Annotated in this window: 18 protein-coding genes, 3 tRNA genes and 1 pseudogene; 12 read left to right on the top strand and 10 right to left on the bottom strand. The window is 52.8% G+C overall.

Annotation, left to right across the window (positions count from 1 at the left end):
* Nucleotides 1-38: 38 nt before the first annotated feature.
* Nucleotides 39-1,592: a methyl-accepting chemotaxis protein gene (locus tag ACTG2T_RS15485; protein WP_330125745.1), complete on the top strand. Its 1,554-nt coding sequence runs from the start codon at nucleotides 39-41 to the stop codon at nucleotides 1,590-1,592.
* Nucleotides 1,593-1,658: 66 nt separating this feature from the next.
* Nucleotides 1,659-2,015, top strand: coding sequence for an MGMT family protein (locus ACTG2T_RS15480; RefSeq protein WP_005362155.1), 357 nt, complete (start codon nucleotides 1,659-1,661; stop codon nucleotides 2,013-2,015).
* Nucleotides 2,016-2,031: 16 nt separating this feature from the next.
* Here ACTG2T_RS15480 and ACTG2T_RS15475 read toward each other — a convergent pair whose 3' ends face one another.
* The gene (locus ACTG2T_RS15475) at nucleotides 2,032-2,196 is read right to left on the bottom strand and encodes a hypothetical protein (RefSeq protein ID WP_005334891.1); all 165 of its coding nucleotides are present in this window, start codon (nucleotides 2,194-2,196) and stop codon (nucleotides 2,032-2,034) included.
* A 108-nt stretch (nucleotides 2,197-2,304) separates the two neighbouring features.
* A complete protein-coding gene (gene topA / locus ACTG2T_RS15470) occupies nucleotides 2,305-4,926 on the bottom strand; it encodes a type I DNA topoisomerase (protein ID WP_100653220.1) in 2,622 nt (873 codons plus the stop codon).
* Between the two features lie 355 nt (nucleotides 4,927-5,281).
* Between topA and astB the strand changes: the two genes are divergently transcribed.
* The 5 genes from astB to ACTG2T_RS15445 all read left to right on the top strand — a co-directional run bounded on the left by astB (nucleotide 5,282) and on the right by ACTG2T_RS15445 (nucleotide 7,629).
* The gene (gene astB / locus ACTG2T_RS15465) at nucleotides 5,282-6,619 is read left to right on the top strand and encodes an N-succinylarginine dihydrolase (protein WP_330125744.1); all 1,338 of its coding nucleotides are present in this window, start codon (nucleotides 5,282-5,284) and stop codon (nucleotides 6,617-6,619) included.
* A gap of 240 nt (nucleotides 6,620-6,859) precedes the next feature.
* Nucleotides 6,860-6,944 (top strand) — tRNA-Tyr (locus ACTG2T_RS15460).
* Nucleotides 6,945-6,982: 38 nt separating this feature from the next.
* Nucleotides 6,983-7,067 (top strand) — tRNA-Tyr (locus tag ACTG2T_RS15455).
* Nucleotides 7,068-7,111: 44 nt separating this feature from the next.
* Nucleotides 7,112-7,196, top strand: a tRNA-Tyr gene (locus tag ACTG2T_RS15450).
* A gap of 142 nt (nucleotides 7,197-7,338) precedes the next feature.
* Nucleotides 7,339-7,629, top strand: a complete 291-nt coding sequence (locus tag ACTG2T_RS15445; protein WP_042082561.1) for a hypothetical protein — start codon at nucleotides 7,339-7,341, stop codon at nucleotides 7,627-7,629.
* Here ACTG2T_RS15445 and ACTG2T_RS15440 read toward each other — a convergent pair.
* A complete protein-coding gene (locus ACTG2T_RS15440; RefSeq protein ID WP_330125750.1) occupies nucleotides 7,603-11,043 on the bottom strand; it encodes an ATP-binding protein in 3,441 nt (1,146 codons plus the stop codon). The genes ACTG2T_RS15445 and ACTG2T_RS15440 overlap by 27 nt on opposite strands.
* Nucleotides 11,044-11,165: 122 nt before the next feature.
* Between ACTG2T_RS15440 and ACTG2T_RS15435 the strand changes: the two genes are divergently transcribed.
* The gene (locus tag ACTG2T_RS15435; RefSeq protein ID WP_330125751.1) at nucleotides 11,166-11,804 is read left to right on the top strand and encodes a response regulator; all 639 of its coding nucleotides are present in this window, start codon (nucleotides 11,166-11,168) and stop codon (nucleotides 11,802-11,804) included.
* On the opposite strand, the gene ACTG2T_RS15430 is transcribed toward ACTG2T_RS15435, so the two are convergent.
* The 4 genes from ACTG2T_RS15430 to ACTG2T_RS15415 form a co-directional block, all read right to left on the bottom strand.
* On the bottom strand, nucleotides 11,801-13,006 hold the full coding sequence (locus ACTG2T_RS15430; protein ID WP_330125752.1) for a hypothetical protein: 1,206 nt from the start codon (nucleotides 13,004-13,006) through the stop codon (nucleotides 11,801-11,803). The genes ACTG2T_RS15435 and ACTG2T_RS15430 overlap by 4 nt on opposite strands.
* Nucleotides 12,993-15,410 carry a TcfC E-set like domain-containing protein gene (locus tag ACTG2T_RS15425; protein ID WP_330125753.1) on the bottom strand — a complete coding sequence of 806 codons (2,418 nt, stop codon included), beginning with the start codon at nucleotides 15,408-15,410 and terminating at the stop codon, nucleotides 12,993-12,995. The genes ACTG2T_RS15430 and ACTG2T_RS15425 overlap by 14 nt, the downstream gene beginning before the upstream one ends.
* A 64-nt stretch (nucleotides 15,411-15,474) precedes the next feature.
* Complete coding sequence (locus ACTG2T_RS15420; protein ID WP_042082566.1) at nucleotides 15,475-15,963, bottom strand: CS1 type fimbrial major subunit; 489 nt, start codon at nucleotides 15,961-15,963, stop codon at nucleotides 15,475-15,477.
* Nucleotides 15,964-16,008: 45 nt separating this feature from the next.
* Complete coding sequence (locus tag ACTG2T_RS15415; protein WP_330125754.1) at nucleotides 16,009-16,713, bottom strand: hypothetical protein; 705 nt, start codon at nucleotides 16,711-16,713, stop codon at nucleotides 16,009-16,011.
* A 279-nt stretch (nucleotides 16,714-16,992) separates the two neighbouring features.
* Between ACTG2T_RS15415 and ACTG2T_RS15410 the strand changes: the two genes are divergently transcribed.
* Entirely contained in the window at nucleotides 16,993-17,730 is a 738-nt protein-coding gene (locus ACTG2T_RS15410) for an EAL domain-containing protein (RefSeq protein ID WP_330125755.1), read from the top strand.
* Nucleotides 17,731-18,085: 355 nt separating this feature from the next.
* Entirely contained in the window at nucleotides 18,086-19,321 is a 1,236-nt protein-coding gene (locus ACTG2T_RS15405) for a site-specific integrase (RefSeq protein ID WP_236290577.1), read from the top strand.
* Nucleotides 19,322-20,039: 718 nt separating this feature from the next.
* On the opposite strand, the gene repC is transcribed toward ACTG2T_RS15405, so the two are convergent.
* Together repC and ACTG2T_RS15395 are read right to left on the bottom strand one after the other, a co-directional pair.
* Entirely contained in the window at nucleotides 20,040-20,969 is a 930-nt protein-coding gene (gene repC / locus ACTG2T_RS15400) for a replication protein C, IncQ-type (protein WP_081043429.1), read from the bottom strand.
* Complete coding sequence (locus tag ACTG2T_RS15395) at nucleotides 20,956-21,846, bottom strand: AAA family ATPase (protein ID WP_005303807.1); 891 nt, start codon at nucleotides 21,844-21,846, stop codon at nucleotides 20,956-20,958. Before ACTG2T_RS15395 ends, repC begins: the two co-directional genes overlap by 14 nt.
* Nucleotides 21,847-22,172: 326 nt before the next feature.
* On the opposite strand from ACTG2T_RS15395, the pseudogene ACTG2T_RS15390 reads away from it, so the two are divergent.
* Nucleotides 22,173-22,458 (top strand): annotated as a pseudogene (locus tag ACTG2T_RS15390) (hypothetical protein); the annotation flags it as partial.
* A 132-nt stretch (nucleotides 22,459-22,590) separates the two neighbouring features.
* On the opposite strand, the gene ACTG2T_RS15385 reads toward ACTG2T_RS15390, so the two are convergent.
* Complete coding sequence (locus tag ACTG2T_RS15385; RefSeq protein WP_058055950.1) at nucleotides 22,591-22,830, bottom strand: hypothetical protein; 240 nt, start codon at nucleotides 22,828-22,830, stop codon at nucleotides 22,591-22,593.
* Between the two features lie 110 nt (nucleotides 22,831-22,940).
* Here ACTG2T_RS15385 and ACTG2T_RS15380 point away from each other — a divergent pair, with 110 nt between their 5' ends.
* Nucleotides 22,941-23,168, top strand: a complete 228-nt coding sequence (locus ACTG2T_RS15380) for a helix-turn-helix domain-containing protein (RefSeq protein WP_081043428.1) — start codon at nucleotides 22,941-22,943, stop codon at nucleotides 23,166-23,168.
* Nucleotides 23,169-23,893: the final 725 nt, after the last annotated feature.

Genomic DNA, 23,893 nt, shown 5'->3' with positions numbered 1-23,893 from the left:
CGACAACATTATCAACAAGAACATCGGAGCGTATTCCTATGGCCCGCAGAGATGTCCATACCCTGGATAGCGAAGTGGAGTTTCCTGCCGACGTACAACTGGTCTCCACCACTGACCTGCGCGGGGTGATCACCTACGCCAACCCGGCCTTCTGCGACATCGCAGGCTACCAGGTCGATGAACTGGTGGGACACAACCACAATCTGGTACGCCACCCCGACATGCCCAAGGCCGCCTTCGCCGATCTCTGGGCCCGCCTCAAGGAGGGCAAACCCTGGCGCGGCATCGTCAAAAATCGCTGCAAGGATGGTCGTTACTACTGGGTAGATGCCTACGTCACCCCCATCTACGAAGGCAACAGGATCAGCGGCTACCAGTCGGTACGCTGCAAGCCCGAGCCCCAATTCAAGCGCATCGCCGCTCAGACCTACCAAGCCCTGCTCAAGGCCGAGCGCGGCAACAGCAGCAACCTTCCCTCTCTTGCCAGAGTGCGCACTTCAGCCATGACTCTGCTGCTGCTCGGCCTGATGGGCTGGACCTTCGCCAGCCAAGGGGCCATGACCGTCCTGCTGATGCTGCTGCCCCTGTTGCTTATTGGCGGAGCCTACTGGCGCGAGCTCTTTGCCCTGCCCCACTATCTGCAGCGACTGGGCCGTGAATATGACAGTCTGACCCGGCTGGTCTACTCCGGTGACAACCCCGGCGCCATTGCCGATTTTCATATCAAGATGCTGCAGGCCCGCATCCGAACCGTGTTGGGGCGGATCAACGATGCCACAGCACCTCTGCAAACCCTGGCCATCAATCTGAAGCAGGCCTCTCATCAGGCCTGTCTCGATATCAACGAGCAAGATGCCCAGACCCAGCAGATGGCTACAGCTATGACTCAGATGGCCAACACAGCTCACGAGATCGCCCGCAACATTCAGGACTCCAACGGTCAGGTCAACGAAGCTCGCAATCGTTGTGAACAAACCAACCAGCAGTTGAACCAGACCGAGCAACAGATCAAACAGCTCGCCAAACAGGCAGAGCTGGCGTTCAACTCGGCGGTAGAGCTCGCCAACGAATCCGAACGGATTGGCAGTGTGATGGGCGAGATCCAGGGCATCGCCGAGCAGACTAACCTGCTGGCCCTCAACGCCGCTATCGAAGCGGCTCGCGCCGGGGAGCAGGGCCGTGGTTTTGCGGTAGTCGCAGACGAGGTGCGTACTCTATCGACCCGCACCCACAAGGCGACCGAGCAGATCCAGGGCAGCATCAAGCAGATCCAGCACACTCTGGGACGCTGGAAGGGGATGATGCAGGAGAACCTGCAACAGACCCGCGCATGTGCCGAGATGACCCGCCAGGGCGCCAGCAGCCTCCATACCGTGCTGGCAGAGATAGAGCTGGTCACCGAACACTCCACCCAGATCGCCACCGCTGCTGAGCAGCAACAAGCAGTAGTGGAGGAGATCAGCCGCAGCATCCACCAGATCTCCGAGTACTCCCACGCCAACAGTCAGAAGATGCTGGATGTCGATCACTCCAGTCAGGCTCTGCTGGAACGGGCCAAGCAACTGAAGGGGCTTAGCCAGACCTTCGGCTGAATCATTGCCAGCTCCATGACAGAAGCGCCACAATGGCGCTTCTGTTGTTTTTGACGAATTGGGTCTATGAGCATTGAATCAAGTCCATCCCCATTGAACAAAGCTGCCCGTATCGAAGCGATCATCGCCCTGATCCCGGCAGGCCGGGTGGTCAGTTACGGTCAGGTGGCCGATCTGGCGGGGCTGCCCGGACGGGCAAGACTGGTGGGCAAGGTGCTGCGGGAAACCGACAAGGTACTGCCGTGGCATCGGGTGCTGGGCGCTGCGGGCACTATCTCGTTACCGAAAGGATCGCCAGGCTTTGCCGAACAGACGGGACGCCTGCAGCAGGAGGGGGTCGTGGTGATCGGGGGGCGGGTCAGAATGAAGGAGTGGCAATGGCAGCCCGATCTGGCCGAGCTGCTTTTTCTACTGCCGTTTTGAGGAGAGCACAGCCGGATCACTCCAGCGGCGCCAGGATCTCGTCGCTGCGCACCTGCACCGGTATGGTCTCATCCGCTCGCTGCAGCAGCACCAGCAGGCTCTGCCGGTCAACCTCCAGCACATAGGCCGCCCCTTCCCGGGTCATGCAGCTCATGCCTGGCCGGATCTCGTTAATCTCCATCTCAACCTCCTTGTCTACTTCGCGATTGACGACAGCTGCACTCCTTGCAGCTGTCTCAGTATACCGCTATCCATAAGCAAAGAGGCCCCTTGTCGGAGCCTCTTTTCATCAGGCTTTTTTAGCCTTTGGCAAACTCTCTTGCCAGGTACCGTTGTCGTAGTGAGCGGTCCAACCGGTCGCCTTGCCGTTGACCTCGCTCATCACGTACTGCTCCTTGGTCTTGCGACTGAAGCGCACGATGGCGGGGTTGCCGTCCGGATCGGTGAGCGGGGCACCGGCCAGATACTTGTGCTTGGCGGAGATGCGATCCTTGAAGCGCTTGAGCTCTTCCACCAGCGGCGCGCGGGTCTCGCGGGATTTGGGGAAGTTGCTGGCCGCCAGGAACAGACCGGCAGCACCGTCACGCAGTACAAAGTGGGCATCGGACTGGGTGCACTTGAGCTCCGGCAGCGGCACCGGATCCTCCTTCGGCGGCGCGATGTCGCCGTTTTTCAGGATCTTGCGGGTGTTCTTGCAGGTCTCGTTGGTGCAGCCCATGTACTTGCCGAAACGGCCGTTCTTGAGCTGCATCTCGGCTCCGCAACGGTCGCACTCGATGCTCGGCCCTTCGTAGCCCTTGAGCTTGAACTGGCCCTTCTCGATCTCGTAGCCATCGCAGTCCGGGTTGCGACCACAGACGTGCAGCTTGCGGCTGTCATCGATGATGTAGGCATCCATCGCAGTGCCACAGACACCGCAGCGGTGCTTGGCGCGCAGCGCTTCGGTTTCCGCCTCTTCACCGTCAGTGGCGGAGACAAACTCGTCGGCAGAGACCAGGTTGATGGTCTTCTTGCAGCGCTCTTTCGGCGGCAAAGCATAGCCGGAGCAACCAAGGAACACGCCGGTGGTGGCGGTACGAATACCCATCTTGCGGCCGCAATCCGGGCAGTCGATGTCGGTCATCACCATCTGGTTGGCACGCATGCCGCCCTCTTCGGGCGCCTTGTCAGCCTTCTCCAGCTCCTGGGTAAACTCGGCGTAGAAGGCGTCCAGCACCTTCTTCCACTCCAGGCTCCCTTCGGCGATGCCATCGAGCTTGTCTTCCATCTTGGCGGTGAACTCGTAGTTCATCAGCTCAACGAAGTTCTCCACCAAACGATCGGTGACGATCTCGCCCATCTTCTCGGCGAAGAAACGGCGGCTCTCGACCCGCACATAGCCGCGATCGACGATAGTGGAGATGATGGAGGCGTAGGTAGACGGACGGCCGATGCCGCGTTTTTCCAGCTCGCGCACCAGCGCAGCTTCAGTGAAACGGGCAGGCGGCTTGGTGAAGTGCTGGCGCGGATCCAGCTTGATCAGCTTCAGCACCTCGCCCACGGTCACCGCCGGCAGCTGACTATCTTCGCCCTTGCGACCCATCGGCGGCAGGGCCTTGGTCCAACCGGCGAAGCGCAGGGTACGACCACGGGCCTTGAGCTCGAACTCGCCCGCCTTGACAGTCAGGGTGGAGGAGTCGTACTGAGCCGGGGTCATCTGGCAAGCAACAAACTGACGCCAGATGAGATCGTAAAGACGCATGGCATCCGGCTCCATCCCTTCCAGCATCTCGGCTGTCACCTGTACGTTGGAGGGACGGATCGCCTCGTGCGCTTCCTGAGCATTGGCCTTGGCGCCATACAGATTCGGCTCGGCTGGCAGATAGGCCGCGCCATACTGCTCGCCGATATATTCACGCACCGCTTCAACCGCCTCTTTGCTGAGGTTGGTGGAGTCGGTACGCATATAGGTGATGTAACCCGCTTCATAGAGACGCTGGGCCATCATCATGGTCTTCTTGACCCCGAAGCTCAGACGGGTAGAGGCCGCCTGCTGCAGGGTGGAGGTGATAAACGGCGCGGATGGCTTGGAGCCGGTCGGCTTGTCTTCCCGGTTCACCACCTTGTAGTCGACCCCTTCCAGGGCTGCGACAGCGGCAAAGGTCTCGGCCTGGGTCACCGGCTTGAAGTCGGCCCCGTTGCGGCTGACCACTTCCATCCGCAGATCGCTCTTGTCGGCGGTCAGCAGGTCGGCATTGAGATCCCAGAACTCGACCGGAACGAACGCCTTGATTTCGCGCTCTTTATCGACGATGAGACGCACCGCAACAGACTGCACCCGACCGGCGGAGAGACCGCGGGCCAGCTTTTTCCACAGCAGCGGGGAGACCATGTAACCCACCACTCGGTCGAGGAAACGACGAGCCTGCTGGGCATTAACGCGGTCAATATTGAGTTCGGACGGCTGGGCGAACGCCTCCTTGATGGCGCTCTTGGTGATCTCGTTGAACACCACGCGCTTGTAGCGGCTGTCATCGCCACCGATGATCTCGCGCAGGTGCCAGGCGATCGCTTCTCCTTCTCTATCCAAGTCGGTTGCGAGATAGATGGTGTCGGCTTTCTCGGCCAGACTTTGCAACTCGCTGACCACCTTCTCCTTGCCGGGCAAAATCTGGTAGTTGGCCTGCCAGCCAGCGGTCGGATTGATACCCATCCGGGCAAACAGGGCCTTGCGATCCTTGGCAGCCTTCTCGGATTCGCTCAACTTGATGCCGCGAATGACAGGTTTCTTGGGCTCGGTGCTGGCGCTGCCGCTGGTGGGCAGATCGCGAACATGACCCACGCTGGATTTCACCACGTAGTCCTTGCCCAGATATTTGTTGATCGTCTTGGCCTTGGCCGGAGACTCCACTATGACCAGTGATTTGCCCATGCTGTAACTATTATCCTCATTGCACCCGACGGGGTTGGTGTGCGGTTTTGTGGGGCTGTATAAGAGATTTGGCGCGAAAAAGCAATCTTGTGAGCAAATTTGCCTGACCAGCCCGAACCACACGGCTTCTTTTATTGCTTCTTTATTTATTAATGCGAAGGCAACAGGCCGGACGCAACCGCTTTTTCAATTTTCTGCCATACCGCCCCTCTTTTTATATCTGAAACGACATAAAAACGTCTGCTGGTTACCGGCTTGTTACAAAAACATAAAATCTCTTTATAATGGCCCAACCCCGACGCATTGTGCGCGGAAGGAACCGCTACCCATCATAAAAATCGAAAGGATGTACTCAATGAAGCACTTCGAGGTCAATTTCGACGGTCTGGTCGGCCCGACTCATAACTATGCTGGCCTCTCCTACGGCAACGTTGCCTCCCAGAGCAATGCCCAGGAGGCTTCCAATCCGAAAGAGGCCGCCAAACAGGGGCTGCGCAAGATGAAGGCGCTGACCGAGCTTGGCATGACCCAGGGGGTACTGGCGCCACAAGAGCGTCCCGACCTCGCCACCCTGCGCCGCCTCGGCTTCACCGGCAACGATGCCAGGGTGCTGGAGCAGGCCGCCAAACAGGCTCCCGCCATACTGGCTGCCTGCTATTCGGCCTCCAGCATGTGGACCGCCAACGCCGCCACCGTCTCTCCCAGTGCCGATACCCAGGATGGCCGCATTCACTTCACCCCCGCCAACCTGACCAACAAGTTTCACCGCTCCCTGGAGCCGGACGTTACAGGCCGTATCCTGCGCGCCGTGTTCAACCATGATCGCCACTTCAGCCACCACCTCCATCTACCGGAAAATGACCACTTCGGCGACGAGGGGGCAGCTAACCATACCCGCCTCTGCCGCGCCTATGGCGAGGCGGGTGTCGAGCTGTTCGTCTATGGCCGCAGTGCCTTTGACTACTCCCGCCCGGCGCCGAAGCGCTATCCGGCCCGCCAGACTCTGGAGGCAAGCCAAGCCATCGCCCGCCTGCATGGCCTTGGCGAGGAGAGCGTGGTGTTTATTCAGCAAAACCCGGAGGTGATCGATCAGGGGGTGTTCCATAACGACGTGATCGCGGTGGGCAACCAGAACGTGCTCTTCTTCCACCAACAAGCGTTCCTCAACACCGAAGCGGTGCTGACCGAAATCCGCGGCAAGTTTGGCGAAGGGGAGCTGCACTTTATCGAAGTGCCAACCGCCGAGGTATCCGTGCTGGATGCGGTGAAATCCTACCTGTTCAACACCCAGATCATCACCTTGCCGAGCGGCGAGATAGCCATCATCGCCCCCACCGAGTGCCGCGACAATCCGGCGGTCTCTGCCTATCTCGGCAAACTGCTGACGCAGGGTACCCCGATCAAGGCGGTCCATTATATGGATGTGAAACAGAGCATGCGCAATGGTGGCGGCCCCGCCTGCCTGCGACTGCGGGTTGCCATGAACGATCAGGAACTCGCCGCGGTCAATCCGGCTTGCCTTATCAACGACAACCAGTTTGCCCGCCTCGATGGCTGGGTAGATCGCCACTACCGTGACCGCCTGACCCTCGATGACCTGCGGGATCCGGCACTGGTGCAGGAGTCCCACAGCGCGCTGGACGAGCTGACCCAGATCCTGAAACTGGGTTCGGTCTACCCGTTCCAGCGCTAGATGTGATGCCCGGGAAGACCGCCGACACTGGCGGTCTTCTGCTATCTGCCTGTCTTCAGCGCGCTCGCCAGCTTGCACGGATGCTGTTTTGTGCAGAAAAGCAGCGCACAACTTGCTGATAAGCTTGAATTTTGAGCTGGATGTATCAAAAAATCGACGAACAGTCATTTTTTACTGCCAGATGCCTCATCAAGGGGTTCACAAAGCCTCTGGATCTGATAGTATGCGCCTCGCACTTGGGGAGGGGTTCCCGAGCGGCCAAAGGGATCAGACTGTAAATCTGACGGCTCTGCCTTCGAAGGTTCGAATCCTTCTCCCTCCACCATTCAAGTGCAAAGTAGTGACAATCAGGAAATTCCCCGTGGAGGGGTTCCCGAGCGGCCAAAGGGATCAGACTGTAAATCTGACGGCTCTGCCTTCGAAGGTTCGAATCCTTCTCCCTCCACCATTTCCCTGATTGCAATGGCTGAATACAATTTGCTTTGCCCCTGTGGAGGGGTTCCCGAGCGGCCAAAGGGATCAGACTGTAAATCTGACGGCTCTGCCTTCGAAGGTTCGAATCCTTCTCCCTCCACCATCATTCAAGAAAACCCGGCCTCGCGCCGGGTTTTCGCTTTCTGCCATTCTCATCACATTTTTCCGACCTTGTCAGATCTGACAGTTGCAATTGCATCCCATCTTGCTCATCGTGGCATCATCGACATCAGAGTGTTCACATCATGTTTGAAGTCTGGGACGAGCATGGTCACGCCACCGGTCTGACATTGCAGGCGCTCAAAGTCAGAATCAGCAACGACTATCAGGGTGATCTGATGGTGCGCTACAGCAACAAGCTGGGACTCCCCACGACCCTCTTTCTGACCATTCATCAGGGCGTTGCCTATCAGCGCTTCAAAGCGGGCTCGCCAAAACTGGATTGGGAGTGGCTGGCCACCGCAGGCAATGGCCACAGCCCCCGCAATTTTATGAGCGAACAGTTCCCCTTACTCCAGCTCTCCCTCGATAACTGAGTGTCCTTTCTCGCTCAATAACGTCAGTTCATCGATAATTTGCTGTAATTGGGCACGAAAGCGTGTCAGCTCATCGGTACAAGCTGGCGATCCAAACTGACGGATTTTTTCTTCCAATCGCCATGCCTGTTCCGCCAATTCCGGTGCCATCATCATGCTGATGGTCCCCGCCTGACGATGCACCCAATTGGCCAATGCATTGTCATCAAGTGGCGCCTGCGCCATCGACTGTTCAAGCTCCTGGCGAAAAAGCGGAAACATCTGCCGTAACTTGTCACCATGACCAAAAAATGCCTCCATAGCTGCAATATCAATCAAGGTTGGCGCGGGTAAGATCTGCCACTTCAGCAACATCTGGCGCAGAGTATCCAGCAGCACCGGTTTGCCCAACAGATCGTCCATGCCCGCGGCAAAACAGCGCTGAGCCTGCTCTGGCAACACATTGGCCGTCATGGCGATGATCAGCTGCCGCTCGCCTTTCTCTGCAGCCCGTATCCTGCGGGTGAACTCATAACCATCCATCACCGGCATCTGACAGTCACAGAGCACCAGCTCATAGGGATGCTGCGCGACCATCTCGAGAGCCTGCTGGCCATGCTCTGCCACATCGCAGTTCATCCCAAGTTGCCTGAGCTGGCGTATTACCAGCGACTGGTTGAGGGGATTATCCTCCACCAACAATACCCGACAGGGCTGCATAGGTGCGCTCTTTCGCATCGCTTTCGTTGCCATCCCATCGCTCAAGCCAAGCTGGCGATAGCAGACTTCCCGCACCGCATGCCAGGTCATGGGATTGCTGTTGAGGGTGTAACCCTCCTCATCACAACGATAACCGAGGGGAGTTGCCAGCGGCAGCACCCGGATGACCCTGTTGCCCGCCAACTCATGGTCTGTGAAACGCAACTGAGCATCACCAGACTCCGACGTTCGTGTTACCCCCAAGGCATCAAGATGCAACAACAGGGTGTGGCACAGCTTATCGTCATGGAGATCGACATGGGCTTGCACGCCATTGAGACGGAGATCCGGCTCTCGCTGTGCCAGCACTGGCAACGTAACCGTCAGGGTGATGAAAGTGCCTAGCCCAGGGGCACTCTCCAGCCGGATCTCGCCACCCATCAAGGTGGCCAGGGTCTGGCAAATACTCAGGCCCAAGCCGGTACCACCATAACTGCGGGTGGTGGAGCTCTCTGCCTGTTCAAAGGCATTGAAGATCCGGCCAAGCGCTTCGGCGCTCATGCCGATGCCACTGTCGCGCACGCCGAAGCACAGTTGCTGTTGCCCCTCCTCCTGCGACAGCAATTGCACCGAGATCTCGATAAAGCCCCGTTCGGTAAATTTGATGGCATTGCTGACAAAGTTGAAGAGGATCTGGCGCAGACGCAGCGCATCACCGCTCACCCGGGCCGCCACACCGGCATCGGCCCAGAGATAGACGCGCAACCCCTTGCGATGTACTTCGCTCACCGTCATGGTCAGCACGTTGTCGAGCAGCTCCCGGACAAGAAATGGAGCCTCTTCGAGTTGCATCTTGCCCGCCTCCAGCTTGGCGAAGTCGAGCACGTTGTCGATCAGCGCATGCAATCCCTGGGCACCGCGGTTGATAACCTCCACCATCTGGCGCTGATCCTGGGTCAGCTCGGTAAAAGTGAGCTGTTCCGCCATACCGATAATGCCATTCATAGGCGTGCGAATTTCGTGGCTCATGGTGGCCAGAAACTCCCCTTTCTGGGTGGCGGCAGACTCCGCCTTGGCCTTGGCTCTGGCGAGTGCTGCCTCAACCTGATGACGACGTACTATCTCCTGACGCAGCCGCCAGTAAGCCACCGACAACACCAGAATAAAGAGCGTGATCGCCACCCCGGCGGGCAGCAGGGTACGCACCAGTTTCGCTCTGGGGATCCCTTCGCTGTAATTGAGCGCCAGCCAGCTGTTGCGTATCTGGCGCTTCTCCTTGTCGCTCATGCTGGCAAGCACCCGGTTGACCAAGGGTAGCAAGGGGACGTAAGGCTCACGTACCGCAACGGCTAACTCATCCTTGAAGGGGGTGGGCGCGGCAATATGAAGTCGGTCATCAAACTGCTCGGTGACAAGACGGGAGACCACCACCAGATTGCCGATATAGGCATCTCCCTGTCCCGCAGCGACACGAGCAAGCCCCTCGTTGGCACTCTTGGTCGTGATCAGTTTAAGGTCAGGCACCATTGCCCTCAGCTGGGGGATCAGCATGCTGTCGGTCAGCAGCAGCTTTTTACCAGCCAGATCAGAGAGATCCCCGATCGGAATACTACCGCGCGCCGTCACCAGCACCATCGGGAATGATGCGAAGGGTTCGCTGGCATGCCAACCCACCAGCCGCTCGATAATGCGAGCGGGTAATACTGCTAGGTCGACTTCGTGATGCAGCAGTTGCTGTTGCAGGTCAGGCCAATCCTTTACCGATATTCGGCTGTAAGCCAACCCCAACTTCTCTTGCAACACCTTCAGATAATCCGCTATCAAGCCGACCGAATTGCCCTCCTCATCGAGATGGGAGAAGGGCACCCAGCCGGGGATCAGCCCCAGCTTGAGCGGTGGCAGCATCGAGAGCCAGCCACGCTCATCAGGACGCAGTAAAAAATGACTGTGCCCCATAAAGTTGGGCTCCAGGCTCTCCCCCAACCAGCGTTTCTCCAGTTCACTGCGCGCCTCGACCGTCAGTGCCTGAATCGCCGTATCAAGCCGGATAGCAAGAGTGTGTTTCTGGCTGGCAATACCAAGGTGCAGGGTTTCCATCAACAAGGGAGACTGGGCAACCACCGCCAACGCCGGGTGACGCTCGATAAACAGATTGGCCACATGAAGGTTGCCGATATAGGCATCTGCCCGACCTTGCTCAACCGCCAGCAATGCACGGTGCGTATCGACAAAGAGTCGCGGTGTGACATTGGGATAGTGCAGCTTGACCAACTTCTCGGTCAGAAAGCCTTTTTCAATAGCAATGCTGGCGGACTGCAACCGGCTCACATCCCGAAACAGGGGGCTGTCCTGGCGAACCACCACCACGGTCGGCGAAGTGTAGTAAGGTAGGCTATAGGTGACACACTGACGCACCTCAGAATTAAATGCATCGAGCAGGATATCCAGCTTGCCACGGCAGGCATCGGCATACATGGTTTTCCAGTCAGGGTAGACCTGCCAGGCAATCCGGTAGTCAAGCTTTTTGGCTATTTCCTCCATCAATTCAACACTGAATCCAGCGGCGACCTTGCCGTCCCACTGCTGGAATGGTCCCCATCCGCCAGCCAATATGCCCACTTCAATCGTTGGTACAGAATGTACCTCCGCCGAAAATACGGAAGGCGTCAAGGAAAAAACAGCGACAATAATTATGAATCGTTTGATTAATGACATAAGCGAACAATATATAGACATAACGATTCACATATATTTATAAAAAGATATATGCACCTGAAAAAATGGGGTGCGCACGGTAGTATAGAAATGTTAGCTTTGGTAGCCTGAATATTATTCACCGTTTTATAAGAGGCTCATCCATGTCCTTCAAGATTATTCTTGCCGATGACCACCCCTTGATTCTGACCGGGATCCGTAGCCTGATTGACCAGATAACACCCCATTGTGAAGTGATCGCCGAGGCATATCAGGTATCTGACTTGCTGAAATTATTGCAACAGCATCATTGTGATCTGTTGATCACTGATTTCAGCATGCCGGGAGATATCCGCTGTGATGGCCTGGTGATGATCCAGCAGTTGCGTCGGGATTATCCAAACCTGCCCATTATTGTGCTGACCCAGATCCAGAACAGCGCCATCTTGCAATCCCTTATTCAGGTTGGGGTCAACGGTCTGATACTGAAAAAATCGGTTATCAATGAACTGGCCGATGCCATTCGCCAGATATTGCTCGGTCATCGCTATATTGGTCCTGCGGTAAAAATACTGCTGGCCAATGCCGGAATCTCTGCTCAAGGCGAACCCCACACGCTTACACCAAAGGAGAGCGAAGTGGTGCGCCTACTTGCCAGCGGCATGTCCGTCACTCAGGTTGCCGACTATCTTCATCGCAGTGTCAAAACCATCAGCACCCAGAAAAAGAGCGCCATGATACGGCTGGGTATTAGCAGCGATAGCGCCCTCTTTGACTATGCCAAAAGCAGCGGACTCTATTAATCAATAGCCGCATCAAATATCAGGGTAACATCACCTTTAAAGGAGGCGCCAGGGTATTTCATCATCTCGGCGACCGTCCCACCCACAATCTGAAATCGAATCGTACTGGCAGCATTGATAACCGGACTTCCCTGTACATGAAGTACAAATCTGGTTTTATTTTTAGTCAACAGAAACATTTCATTTATGCTGTTAACATAGTGCGTTTTTAAAGGCACTGTTCGCCCCTTGCTATCTTTTAATGCGCACTCGCCACTAGTAGACCATTGATATTGGCAACGAAGTGAGACAGTAAATGGGGCACTAAACCATATTCGAAAAGGAAGATCTTGCTGCAATATGCTTGGCTCTCGCTTTCCACTATGAATCCAATTACTCCACCCACCTGGTGGCAATAAGGTTACTTGGCTATGGCCATCGCTATCTCCTTTGGGAAAATCAACTTTCAATTGATGACGGACTGTCAGTGTAAATTTAAGTTCATGCTCTGTTCCCCCAGAATAGGTTGCATCACCCAGGTCAATATCCTTATTACGCCCCACCATTATTTTTAAACTACCAGTATACTTTCCGTTTGACATAGTCAATGGATTAGGTGCTTTGATACGAAATCCATAATTCAGCCAATCGACAGAGTATGATGTTCCATCACCAAGTTGGCTATTGTGATAGCACTCAGACGCGCCATTTTGAGCTAAATCATTAATAGAATATAAAAAAAGTTGCCCAGTTACTACAGACCCGAACCACCCCCAAGTACTAAAGCTTTGATAGCAATCACCACCAATAGTATGCATGGGCCATCTATTATTATTGACAATTGGATACTCCATTTTTATTACCTTGGCACCTATATTGGTTGGAATAAATGACAATTCATGGCGTTCTCCATTGTTGCTATTTGTCAACGTGACCTTTTTAGGCCCAGAAAGTCGATAGTAACTTAGGTAGTTCTGTTTACCCTTCGCCGAATTTATTGTTTTTCCTATCGACACATGGAGTTTTACTATAACCGATGACTCTAGCGGCTTCAGGGGATCACAATAAGAAATCTCATTGCCGACATCGCACGGAGTGGTGTTGATAAAACGCCCACCACTCACTTCATAACTCTCCGGTTTATAGTCTGCCGTAATATCAATCACATCAGCCAAAGAAGAGTGACTGATAATCAGTAGAACTAATATTTTAATGCTTTTCATTTTTTACAGTAACACCAGGTGAACATATTAACTCTCCCAACATAATAATCTCCGATGCCTCCGTGCGACTCTGCACTCCTGACGAGTTGTTGCAACGGAGAATGCCATTATGTTCCACGCTAAATTGTGGCTGTCGTCGACTCGCCTCCAGCGCAAAGAAGCCATCGTTTTCGGTAAATGCCCGCCCTATGGGGTTGCTGACCATGGCACCACGCAGCGGCCTATTTTGCTCGTCGAGCAGGCGACCAATCACAGTGACGGTACTTATGGCGTTCACCTGGCCATAACCCACTCCGCCGCGATTAAGGTGGTAGGGGAGCACGGTGGGCTTGATGGTGAGCGGCGTCCCCTCGTGGTCGGCCATCTCCAGTTGCAAGGCGCCACTTTGCAAGGCTGGCAACGAGACCAGATGGCGACCGGGTCCTAGGGTCTGTACGCTGCCAAGATCGTCGCTAACCCGGATCCGCGCCGCCTCGTCATCTGTGTCGATATCGAGGATCATCGCAGCCTCATTGCCCATACCGCCCATCTCGCGGGAACCCACTGCCAGCTCCCCTTCCTGCCCCAGCGCCAGCACACTTTCCAGGTTGACGCCGCCGGTCACCTGTTCGTTATAGGACGAGTGCTGGGCAAACAGATCCCCCCCCAGCCAGGGCGATGCAAAACGGCCATAGCCTGACAGACCGGTGCCATAGCTGTCGTGGGTACTGCCCACGCTGACCTGACGCAGTGGCCCCCAGTCTACCTCCTGCTGATAATTGAGATAGGCGCTGCGCTGAGCGCCGCCCGAGCGGGAAGTATTGCTGCCCAGCCCCAACGAAAGCTGGCGATCCTGTCCGCCCAGGTTGATGGTCAGACTGAGGGAGCTGCCGCGATCCCGCTGCTGCGCCGTGCTCTCGCTGCCGGGACGATCGAACAGGGTAACGCCCCAGGTCACCCAGCGCCCCCACAACCTGTCACTGTAGTGCCATCCGAGATCCACGCCATTGCCGCGGCCGGACTGGTGAGAAACATAGAGACCGAGGGAGCCCCACTTTTCCAGCGACTGCTGCAGTGACAGGCTGGACACCGCACTTACTTCCCCCTGCTTGCGCAGATTGCGCGAATGGCTGGCCACCAGACTGCTGTTGCCATGCCAGTAGATCCCCTGCAGATCGTAGCCCCACCCCATGCCGACACTCTGGTTAAGTGAGGCAAAACCGTGAAGCTGGCTGGTCGCCTCCCAATCGAGTGAGAGGGAGTGCTGGGCGCGTCTGTCCACATACTGGCTACCCGCCCCCACCACCAGCGAGGGAAGCAGCAGGTGGTTCACCGCCATGCCGCCACTGGCCCCCTCCAGATCGCTATCGCCTTGGCGTACCAGCCAGCGGGTCTGACGCCCGGCAAACAGATTGAAACGCCACGGCTCCTCCGGCGTCTGCCAGTTGGAGGGTTTGTAGATCATCTCGCGCCAACGGCGGGTCTCCTGACCATCCTCCAGCAACCGCAGCTCTACCTCGTAGATACCGCCGGGCAGCGAGCGGGTATCGAGTGCCTGCAAACCGGATACGACCGGCTGGGACTGGATCAGGTTGCCATCACGATAGATCTCCACCATGCCCGGCCGGGCCGGTGCCACCTGGATCGGCACCAGACTGGGCACCCCGCGCTCCCGGCGCAGCAGATCCGAACTGCCCCACATCATCCCAAGCACGGTGGGCGTCGCACCACTGTAGTAGTTCGGCTGACGCACCAACCCCTGCGCCGAGGGAAAGAAGAAACCAAAGCGATAAAAATTGGCTTCATGGAGCCGCTCGCCATAAAGCTGAGCCAGGCCGACTTCACTCGATTGTCCCTCCTGCCAGGTGGCATCCCCCTCCATAAAGGGGGTCCACTGCCCCCAGCTGCCCTCCAGCTGCAGGTTGTAGTGGCCGTTGCGCTGGCCGCTCTGCACCAGGTTCAGCTGGTTCTGGATCAACAACCCCTTGCTCTCCTGGGGTAACGCAAAAAAACGCTGATCACGAGTGTCTTGTTCCACCTGACCAGTCAGCACCGAGAGCTGGGACTCCTCCAGGCTGTATTGCAATCCCACTATGCCTTCGGGACAGGCACGGCTGCACTCGCCGAGCGGCAGGTGCGATCCCAACCTGGTCAGCCAGCGTTCACGCGCCCCCTCGTCAAACTCGCTCTCCTGCACATCCACCAGTGAAAGCAGCTGTACCGAGTTATCCCGCCCAAGCAGCACTTCCCCATCCCCCAGCAGGCGACCGTCGACGGTCACCCGCACCATCAGGGGAACACCAAAAAAGTGCGCTTCAAACCCTTCTGGCAACTGCCGCGCCTGTTGCAGCAACAGTGCCGGGTCTGCCGCCGCCAGTGAGGCAAAGAGCAACGACCCGAGCAAGAGAAGAAGAGAACGAACCATGAAGTGCAACCTGAATGCCTGGAATATCAATTAAAGGGGGCCTGATGACCCCCACATACTCATGTCAGCTGCCTTGAGCAGGCGGTGCCTCCGATTCAAACATCATGCTGACAATCCCCTGATAGTTGCCGGGTTTGTAGCCACCGGTTGGCGCCGCGGCCGGAATAATCTCCAGCCCTACCTGTTTGCCAGTATTGGCATCCGCCTGGTTCAGCAAGTCGGCGGATGTAGTGGTCAGCGCAACGCCTGCCACCTTGACCGTCAAGCCGATACTCTCCTTGCCGCTGGCCATGGTGGCGGGATAAACCAGATAACCCTTGATGGGACCAATGGTGCTCTTCATCTCCAGCTGCTTGGCCAAGGGATCCAGCTTTTGGCTAAAGGGGTTGAAGGTCAGTTTCTGTGGGGTACTCATCCAGTCACCCACAGGTTGCACATAAAAGTGTTCGGTCGGGATCTGCGCCGTTACCGTCACCGTATGCTCGATGCGCTCGGCCGCCATCAGCGATCCGCTCGCCAGCAACAGGGCGGGAAAAAGCGATAACATCTTCATAGCCACTCCTTCAGGTGTGATTGTCGTTCTTGTGATATATCGGGATCAGAGCTTGAACTCCCTGAATACCGATTTTTTCCCTTCGATCAGTTCAAAACGAACCGTCCGGGTTGCCTCTTGACTGACCCGCTTTTTAACGCCGGGCAGCAGATGCATCTTCTCCGGTTGACTGCATGAGCTCTCTTTTTGGTCACACAGTTCCAGATAATCGAGAATAACGGTGGCATTGCCCCGGTTCTCCACATAGAGAACACCGTTTTTACGGTCAATACGGGTGTCATAACGGGTCTCTTTGGGGGCCACAAAGAGAATGGTGCCAAAACCGGTCATGATGCTGACCCCGGCGCTAATTTGTTGCTGTGGTGGTAATTCGGTTATTTCATCGTCCTGTGGTTTGACCGGCACAAAACGCACCCGAAAATAACGTTCTCGCTCCCGCACTCCCATATAGATAAAACGGGTAGCCTGCATACCACCTGCCGGAATAATCAACCGTGATGGACTTGTCACCAGCTGACGAACGCCCTCCTCCGGTAACTCCCGCTCCTTCGGCACGCCATCAGCACCATATATAATTTCGGCCAGCGTTATTTTGACAAATGCCGTCTCATCACCAAGATTTCTAACCCGCTTGAGCAGCGTAGTTTTTTCTGCCGACATATAGTCATATAAGGTGCCAACGCTAATATCCGGCGATGCCAAGGCATTGCTGCTGAATATAAGCAGCAATACAGTAAAAATCTTATCCATGAATAATTATCACACTGTAAAAACGATAGAGAGTGGTGCCTTCATTCATTGAAGGCTCCGAAAAATATACGAATTCCATATATGCAGATCGCCAGATGATCATATTTGGCTCGGCGATTCGTCATTGAGGCCAGTCTAGATAATCCACACAGCGGACTTAATCGGAATAATCTGATACTGCCAAAGTATTTTTTCTGCAAACAATCAGACAATTCCTACAGCCAGCTTTCAACATCCTCCCCTATTATCCGAAATCATCTCAGTCAGCAGGGAAGTGACATGTTTGCGTTTAAAGAAGAGTTTCCGGTCGGTGACGTGGCATCCCTGACGACAGCGGACATTGCCGTGCCCTTTTATCAGCCAATCGTTGACCGGAATCGCCAGATCATCGGCTTTGAGGCGCTGGCCAGACGCTGGGAACCCCACCAGCAGCGCTATCAGGGAATAGACTTTCCCTCTCTCAGCGATGAGGAGTCCCTGCATGTGGATATCGTTATGCTCAGAGCCATTTGGCGTGATCTGACCGCGCTGGCACGCCATGCTCCTTGCTCCCTCTCGATAAACCTCAACCCCGCTTTTGAGAGCACAACATATAAGAACCTGCTGTTACTCACCCTCTTGCAGGCCCGCAAGCTGGATATCGCAATCTGGTTCGAGGTGGTGGAGTACGCCCCGCTAGAGCGCAAGGAGCTGTCCCTGATCGAGGTACTGCGCAGCCACGGTGCCCATATCGCCTGCGATGACTTTGGCACCCAGGAGTGCAATTTTCAGCGAGTGATGGCGCTCCCCTACGAGATCATCAAGCTGGATCGCTCCCTGCTGCTGCAAGCAACCAGGAGTAGCCATGCCTTGCGCATGCTGACCGGACTGGTGGAGTACCTGCAGCGACTCGGCATGAAGGTGGTGTGCGAAGGGGTGGAAAACCAGCCCCATATCGAGATTGCCGACCAGCTCGGCTGTGACTATCAACAAGGTTACGCCTACGCCATGCCCTCCCCCCTCTCCCGTTGGGCCTGAGCTGCGGTTTCATTTCGGCATCCTATCGGCTCGCGCAGCCAACAATTTCCTGCCAAATTGCATGATGACGTAGGGGCGAGTACAATCTCGCACCCCGAATATCCGGCGCATCTTCTGTAGATAGGCCCGGATATGCCGTCATCGGGTCGTGCTGCATTGAGCCTCTTCTCTGAGAGCTTCTTGCACCGCAACTCAACCACTACGATGCCATCAGGTGGCATCGTCCTGATTTGCAATCAGAACGCAATACAACATACCACTATAAATTCAGCCACTTACAACAATTTCAAAATTGATATCCATGGAACTATACACAATGCTAGTATGAGACTGCGTTGAGTATTAGGGGCTTCTCATGAGCGATTTGATCGATGTGTTGAGTAAATTTTCTGTACATGACTTGGCTAGAATGCTGGCAGAGAGGATCGAGGCTGATAGTCAGAGCACGTTCAAAAATCGTCATGACTTAGGCGGGGGCATAACACTATTCAAGCAAAAAGGCAGCGCCAGGTGGCACTGTAGAGTCCACCAACCAGCAGATGGCATTCATGACTATCGTCAGAGCACACGGAAACTCGACTTACGAGATGCAACGTCCGAAGCACATCAAATAGCACTGATGTTAAAAATTAAATTATCTAGTGGTGTAGCGCTTAAAAAGGGGATTACGTTTAAAACAATAGCGAATGAAATCGTTCAATACTACTTGAAGCGCGCTAAACCTATAGATACATATTACATAAGCTTGATCAAGAATCACCTCCTTCCATATTTTGGTGAGCAGGAGATTGCTAGCATCAACGATAGATCAGTTAGACTGTTTTGGAATAAATACTGTGAGACTCATGATGCTCCAGGGAAATCACTTGCCAATTCAATCCATATTGTATTGAGAAGGATCTTGCTTGAAGCAAAAGAACAAGCCCTCATAAGCTCGATCCCTGACATGAGCAATAAAGTAGAAACTAAAAATATTATAAAAGGAGATTATTGGGAACCTAATCAAGTAAAAACCATTTTTGATAAACTAACTAAATGGCAATCATTATCCCCAACAAACACCGATAGAGTGATTTTTAACTTGTATTGCAAGTTTCTTTATTTAACCGGTATCAGAACAGGGAATGAGGCACTTGGTGTTAGATGGGATGATCTAAAAACAGAAAAAGATTATTACTTAAAAGTACATAAGGGGAAATTGGAGGGTACTATAAAAGAGGGCCGTGAGATGATTATTTCAAGGAGTGGGCAGGAGAGCCAGGTTATAATTGAAGTGATGTCTCCGCTTGCTAAAATACAGGGATTTGAAAAAATATCTGAAGCCAAAGCTAAGGCTCCAACCCAGTACCTATTCGAACTAAAACGCCCTGCCGAGATTTGGCGATCTTTCGCTGATGAGATGGAGGTTGAAGGAACATTGTATTGGTTCAGGCATACCTATATAACTAATGAGATACTTAGGGGAGAGCCGCTTGCACACATTGCTGCGCAGGTCGGCAACAGCGTAAAAATGATCGAACAGCACTACTCTCATGCAACTATGAGACGAATTCGGACTGCTGAATTGGATAGAAATAAAAAAGGGAAATAGATAGATTTCTAACATTGAATAAAAACACTATCACTACCATAGCTAGTGAGTGATATCTGAGAAAAATTAAAATTTAAACACCCGCGTGTTAGCTTCGCACACGCTCTTGCCACTTCGTTGTTATTCGATTTGTATTATTAGACGCTTCGCTTTAAAATTTTTGGGCTTCGCCCTCATTTTAATTTTATCAAAAAATTGATACCCGCATTAATTCTTGGATGTGGTCTGGGACTTTTTTATGGACAGATGGCATTACAATTTTTACTTATGGAAATCGTTAATTGTTCACCAGCCCAAATTGGAAGGCACACGACATTCCCATGAAGATGTGGTCTTTTTATGAACATCATGATGTGAACCCACTTATCTCAAGATGAGGGGCTAAGGGTGATAATACCATTTTCATGGTCGGTGTTTATTCTGTGCATGGCCACTAAATTTAAAACGCATAGATTAGCATCTATAAGTTTACAACCAACAGAAAAAGGAACTGGCCATCCATGATGCTCTGTGTGAAACACTGAGCAATAAAGAAACTAAGTATGGTTTCTTAATAAGATTGGCTATCCTTTAAGTTATTCTTAAACAGCTGAAACACGAAATGGCTGAAGCCCTTGTAGGGCAAGGGCTGCAAGAGATTTCACAATCAATTTTCGTACCATGAATTAACGTAGCCACGTACCATGCTTTAACGCTGACGGCGTACATCGCTTTAACGTCATGGGTTACTCTTTTCTACAGCCCCATTGATGACTCTTAAACGCTTCACCTCAACCTGCCTATTAGAGCCAACCTTGTCATTAAACCGAACTCTCCAGCCGTCCAACTCGCTGAGCTGCTTCAATGCAGTAACAATCTCAGCACGTTTACGCCTTATCTCTTTTTTTTCATACTCTGTTTTTGATTTAGATTGGTGAGGCTTGCATGGCTCTCCCCAAATCCGCTGTACTAGGGTATCTATATAAGGAGATAAGTGGTAGCCATGATTGATATTGAATGAAAGCCATGTATGAAGCAACTTGGCTATATTTGAGCTAAGCGAACGACGCTCCTCCAAACATATCCTAGCGTACTGTCCCCCATCGAGCGCCCTTGCAATTTTGGAGTTCAAAACAACATAGACGATATCTTCCCCACCAATTGCCGACGTGTTGTTAATTAGATAACTCAGCAGCCCAGATCGCCACTGTCTCTCCCCCTTAGATATAAGTAAACTTACATTCTTCAATCTATTTAAGCATTTCTTCAACCTATTGTATTCATGACCCGATCTATTCCACCCTAGAATGTTTAAAATGTCGGTCTGTGTAGTAGTTACTAAAGCGCATTGTTCAGTTTCAGCATCAAAACTTACATTCAAATCATTCCACAACAGACTCGACTTCGGCCCTGTATTGGCTGACGAAATTATTTTACTATCAATTCCTGCTAGGGCGATTAATACGAGAAGCACGCTTTGGTCTGAACTATCAAGCCCTTCCGCCAATTCAACACGCAGTTTTTCATGACCACTTTCAGCATCTAGTATAATATTTATTGGACGCTTACCACTTGGCATAGGCATGAACAACCTAGGTACTCGCCCTAAAAAAGGAGCAGCCAGAGCGAAATTCTTTATATTGTGGCCATTATTTTTAGAAATTTTCATCAACTATTTCTTTAGTTTTTTTATCTTTACGGGGTCGCTGGTTGTTCTTATCTTGTATAGTACTTGGGGCTCCGACCAAACGACTATCATGGTCTATGACAACCAAGGTATCAATGGTTTTTCCTTTTGTAGTTTTCCCTATAGCCTCGATCTGTAGATTTATTTCCATTTTTAATCCGTCACTCCCCTCCTTATTTTTAGTGCATTCTAATTTAGTAGTTATAGTACCATTGCCTTCTATCTTAGTTATAAAATACTCACTGTCTAATGCAGCTTTGAATGAATAGGCACCTCTTGCACCCTGACCTAGGTCTTTCCCTGTGTGATGCACAATGAGAATTGTTGCACCAGTTTTGTATTTTATTTCATCACAACCAGCGATGAATTTCCCCATATCCTCAGCAGAGTTTTCATTACCAATAAAACTGCGTGCAAGCGTATCAATAACGATCAATCTTACAGGCATATTAGTTTCATTTTTAACATTCTCTGTAGCCAAAATCAAATCGGTAACAACCTGTGGCTGTGATACAAATATTGGTTGTGATATACGGTACAGATTGTCCAGGTCTTGCCCATTATTGTATTTATTAATCCAGGCGTGCATGCGTTTTTTCATGCCATTGCTTCCCTCGGCAGCAATATAGATTACAGCACCCTGTTTTACCTCCCGACCCTGCCACTTCTTTCCTGATGCAATCCGACAGGCAATATCTATTATAATGAACGATTTTCTCGAACCGCTGGGCCCGTAAAATCCAGCTAACGAATTTTCGTCCAAAAGGTCTTCAACTAAAAATTGGTCGTAATCAAAGTTTATCGACCCTGCGCCCCTTTCCATAATAAATTGGCTTTTCTGGGGAGATATAGTTTCCATTTTCAATCCACTATAATAGAGCAATCAAATATAACAACATAATATTTACATTATTTTTTTTCAATTTTAATTAGCTGAACAGAAACTCAGCTACGGAAACCAAAAAACGTTCAATATAGTATCATTAGCTATGCAGCTAACAAGCAAAAATAGCTTTTCAATGGGTGCTAGTACCGAGCACCGGGAAGTCGGATAAAAAGTGCGACACTCATGGTTAAACGGTGGGAAGTAACCAACAGCTGACGCTGTGGTACTCTTCAACTCGCCAAAGCAAAAGCAGTATCACCATGAGTTATCAGCAGTTGGCCGAGGGGTAACGATACCAGATATCCGCGTACTTTGCGCAGGCGTGCCAGTGTCCGCCACTGCGCAAGCCATTGTCGTTCATCGCTCCACCCTTTATCGAGAGCGACGTCGTAATGCCCACCAGGAGGGTTACCTGCCTATCTGGCGCATCAGCAAGCGCACCTTCATCTAGGACGAGCGCTCGGTTGATGAACGTCCCGCCATCGTCGATAGCCGGAAGCAGTTTGGCAATTGGGAGGCAGATACCGTACTCGGCAAAAAAGCTCGGGCGTGCTAGTGACGCTCGCGGAACATAAGAGCCGTCTATCTAACTTGTGCCACTGTCGACCTATGTGATTCACCCAAGGGCTGTAGACTGGCTGGAATACCAAGCATAACTAATAATGGCCCCGAGAAACGACTCCATATGAGCACCAGCATTTTATGTCAGAGACTTGTTCACCTTCTTAGCTCCTGAGGTATCGGCCAATTTTCCTTAAAATCCATAAATTCGGCAACAAACGAAGCCATCAAGCTCTTAACAAATTCATCATATACGGATTGATTGATAGTAACATGTAGGAATGACTCCACTCTCAAGGAATCTCCTACTGCGGCTAGGAAATCCGCATCTTGAAAGGTTAGTGTCACTGTGCCACTTTTTTGATTCTGGCTCAGAACGATCTGCTGATTAGACATTTTCCACCTCGAAATGATGCTTATATGCAGTGTCATTATATGCGTGTAATCACAGCCGTGTACAGTGCGCCGTATAACGTAGACCATAGATCCTCTAGTGAGGAGATAAAATGGATTCTGACGAGTTTGAGCTGGCGATGCTCGCAACTGCATTCGGTAAAAATGTACGAGAACTGCGGTCTGCACGAGGTATGCAACAGGAAAAACTAGCGCTAATTGCTGGTATAGACCGTGGTCATATGGGAAAAATCGAACGTGGGGAGACTAGGGTAACCCTTGAAAAAGTTTATTTGATCGCAAAGGCCCTTGGGGTCTCGCCTGCGTCATTGCTGCCATAGCCATAGCATGGCTGTTGCTCTTACCCAATGGCCCGCCCTGGATTTGCAATAAACTCGAACACGTCAAACACCTCACCTTATCACTGCATACAAACCGCCCTGAGCTGGTTTGGTACAGTTTCAGCTCCAGGCGGATCCATACGAAACCACACTCGTTGTCATCAGACGCATCAGGGAGATGCGTCACATTCGGCCAGAAGTTTGCCCACAAACGCTACATCCGGTGCTCCGTCGACCCTCACAGAGTAGCGATGATACTAGGCAGTCCTCTCATGAGGCCTGTAGGAAAAGGAGACCTTATTTAGGAAATCGTCGGTGTCACAACTCACAAACGCATCGCCCAGACAGCCGATTAGGAAGCCAGCAGGTATCTCAATCCTCTCGTTGTGACTACAACAAAACCGTTGAAAACAACAACCCTGTGCCTGGGAGATATTCTGAAAAAATCGCTGATACCGAGATTGATGTACTGTAAGCATTTCACGATACTTATAATGCAAATGCCTGCGGGCATTGATGTACTGATCACTCCGTTGTCAGCTGACAATCGCCATCGCTGGACAGGACGAGTTCCATCTCACACTACCGATAATCCATCTGCCAGAAAGCACCGAGCCGAAGATCGGCCAGCAGCCAGGATTTCATTTCACGATACCGATAATGGGGTCGCCAGCGACTACTGAGGTGCAGATCACCTCGTTGTCAGCTGACAATCGCTGCCAACC

The organism is Aeromonas sp. 75A (assembly GCF_051919425.1).
GTDB classification, from domain to species: Bacteria; Pseudomonadota; Gammaproteobacteria; order Enterobacterales; family Aeromonadaceae; genus Aeromonas; species Aeromonas veronii.
This window is presented reverse-complemented; position numbering and strand designations above follow the sequence as displayed.

Bases quoted from the DNA above. Each gene is read 5' to 3' on its own strand.
- ACTG2T_RS15485 (WP_330125745.1), top strand. From the start codon at position 39: ATGGCCCGCAGAGATGTCCATACCCTGGATAGCGAAGTGGAGTTTCCT.
- ACTG2T_RS15480 (WP_005362155.1), top strand. From the start codon at position 1,659: ATGAGCATTGAATCAAGTCCATCCCCATTGAACAAAGCTGCCCGTATC.
- ACTG2T_RS15475 (WP_005334891.1), bottom strand. From the start codon at position 2,196: ATGGAGATTAACGAGATCCGGCCAGGCATGAGCTGCATGACCCGGGAA.
- topA (WP_100653220.1), bottom strand. From the start codon at position 4,926: ATGGGCAAATCACTGGTCATAGTGGAGTCTCCGGCCAAGGCCAAGACG.
- astB (WP_330125744.1), top strand. From the start codon at position 5,282: ATGAAGCACTTCGAGGTCAATTTCGACGGTCTGGTCGGCCCGACTCAT.
- ACTG2T_RS15445 (WP_042082561.1), top strand. From the start codon at position 7,339: ATGTTTGAAGTCTGGGACGAGCATGGTCACGCCACCGGTCTGACATTG.
- ACTG2T_RS15440 (WP_330125750.1), bottom strand. From the start codon at position 11,043: ATGTCTATATATTGTTCGCTTATGTCATTAATCAAACGATTCATAATT.
- ACTG2T_RS15435 (WP_330125751.1), top strand. From the start codon at position 11,166: ATGTCCTTCAAGATTATTCTTGCCGATGACCACCCCTTGATTCTGACC.
- ACTG2T_RS15430 (WP_330125752.1), bottom strand. From the start codon at position 13,006: ATGAAAAGCATTAAAATATTAGTTCTACTGATTATCAGTCACTCTTCT.
- ACTG2T_RS15425 (WP_330125753.1), bottom strand. From the start codon at position 15,410: ATGGTTCGTTCTCTTCTTCTCTTGCTCGGGTCGTTGCTCTTTGCCTCA.
- ACTG2T_RS15420 (WP_042082566.1), bottom strand. From the start codon at position 15,963: ATGAAGATGTTATCGCTTTTTCCCGCCCTGTTGCTGGCGAGCGGATCG.
- ACTG2T_RS15415 (WP_330125754.1), bottom strand. From the start codon at position 16,713: ATGGATAAGATTTTTACTGTATTGCTGCTTATATTCAGCAGCAATGCC.
- ACTG2T_RS15410 (WP_330125755.1), top strand. From the start codon at position 16,993: ATGTTTGCGTTTAAAGAAGAGTTTCCGGTCGGTGACGTGGCATCCCTG.
- ACTG2T_RS15405 (WP_236290577.1), top strand. From the start codon at position 18,086: ATGAGCGATTTGATCGATGTGTTGAGTAAATTTTCTGTACATGACTTG.
- repC (WP_081043429.1), bottom strand. From the start codon at position 20,969: ATGAAAATTTCTAAAAATAATGGCCACAATATAAAGAATTTCGCTCTG.
- ACTG2T_RS15395 (WP_005303807.1), bottom strand. From the start codon at position 21,846: ATGGAAACTATATCTCCCCAGAAAAGCCAATTTATTATGGAAAGGGGC.
- ACTG2T_RS15385 (WP_058055950.1), bottom strand. From the start codon at position 22,830: ATGTCTAATCAGCAGATCGTTCTGAGCCAGAATCAAAAAAGTGGCACA.
- ACTG2T_RS15380 (WP_081043428.1), top strand. From the start codon at position 22,941: ATGGATTCTGACGAGTTTGAGCTGGCGATGCTCGCAACTGCATTCGGT.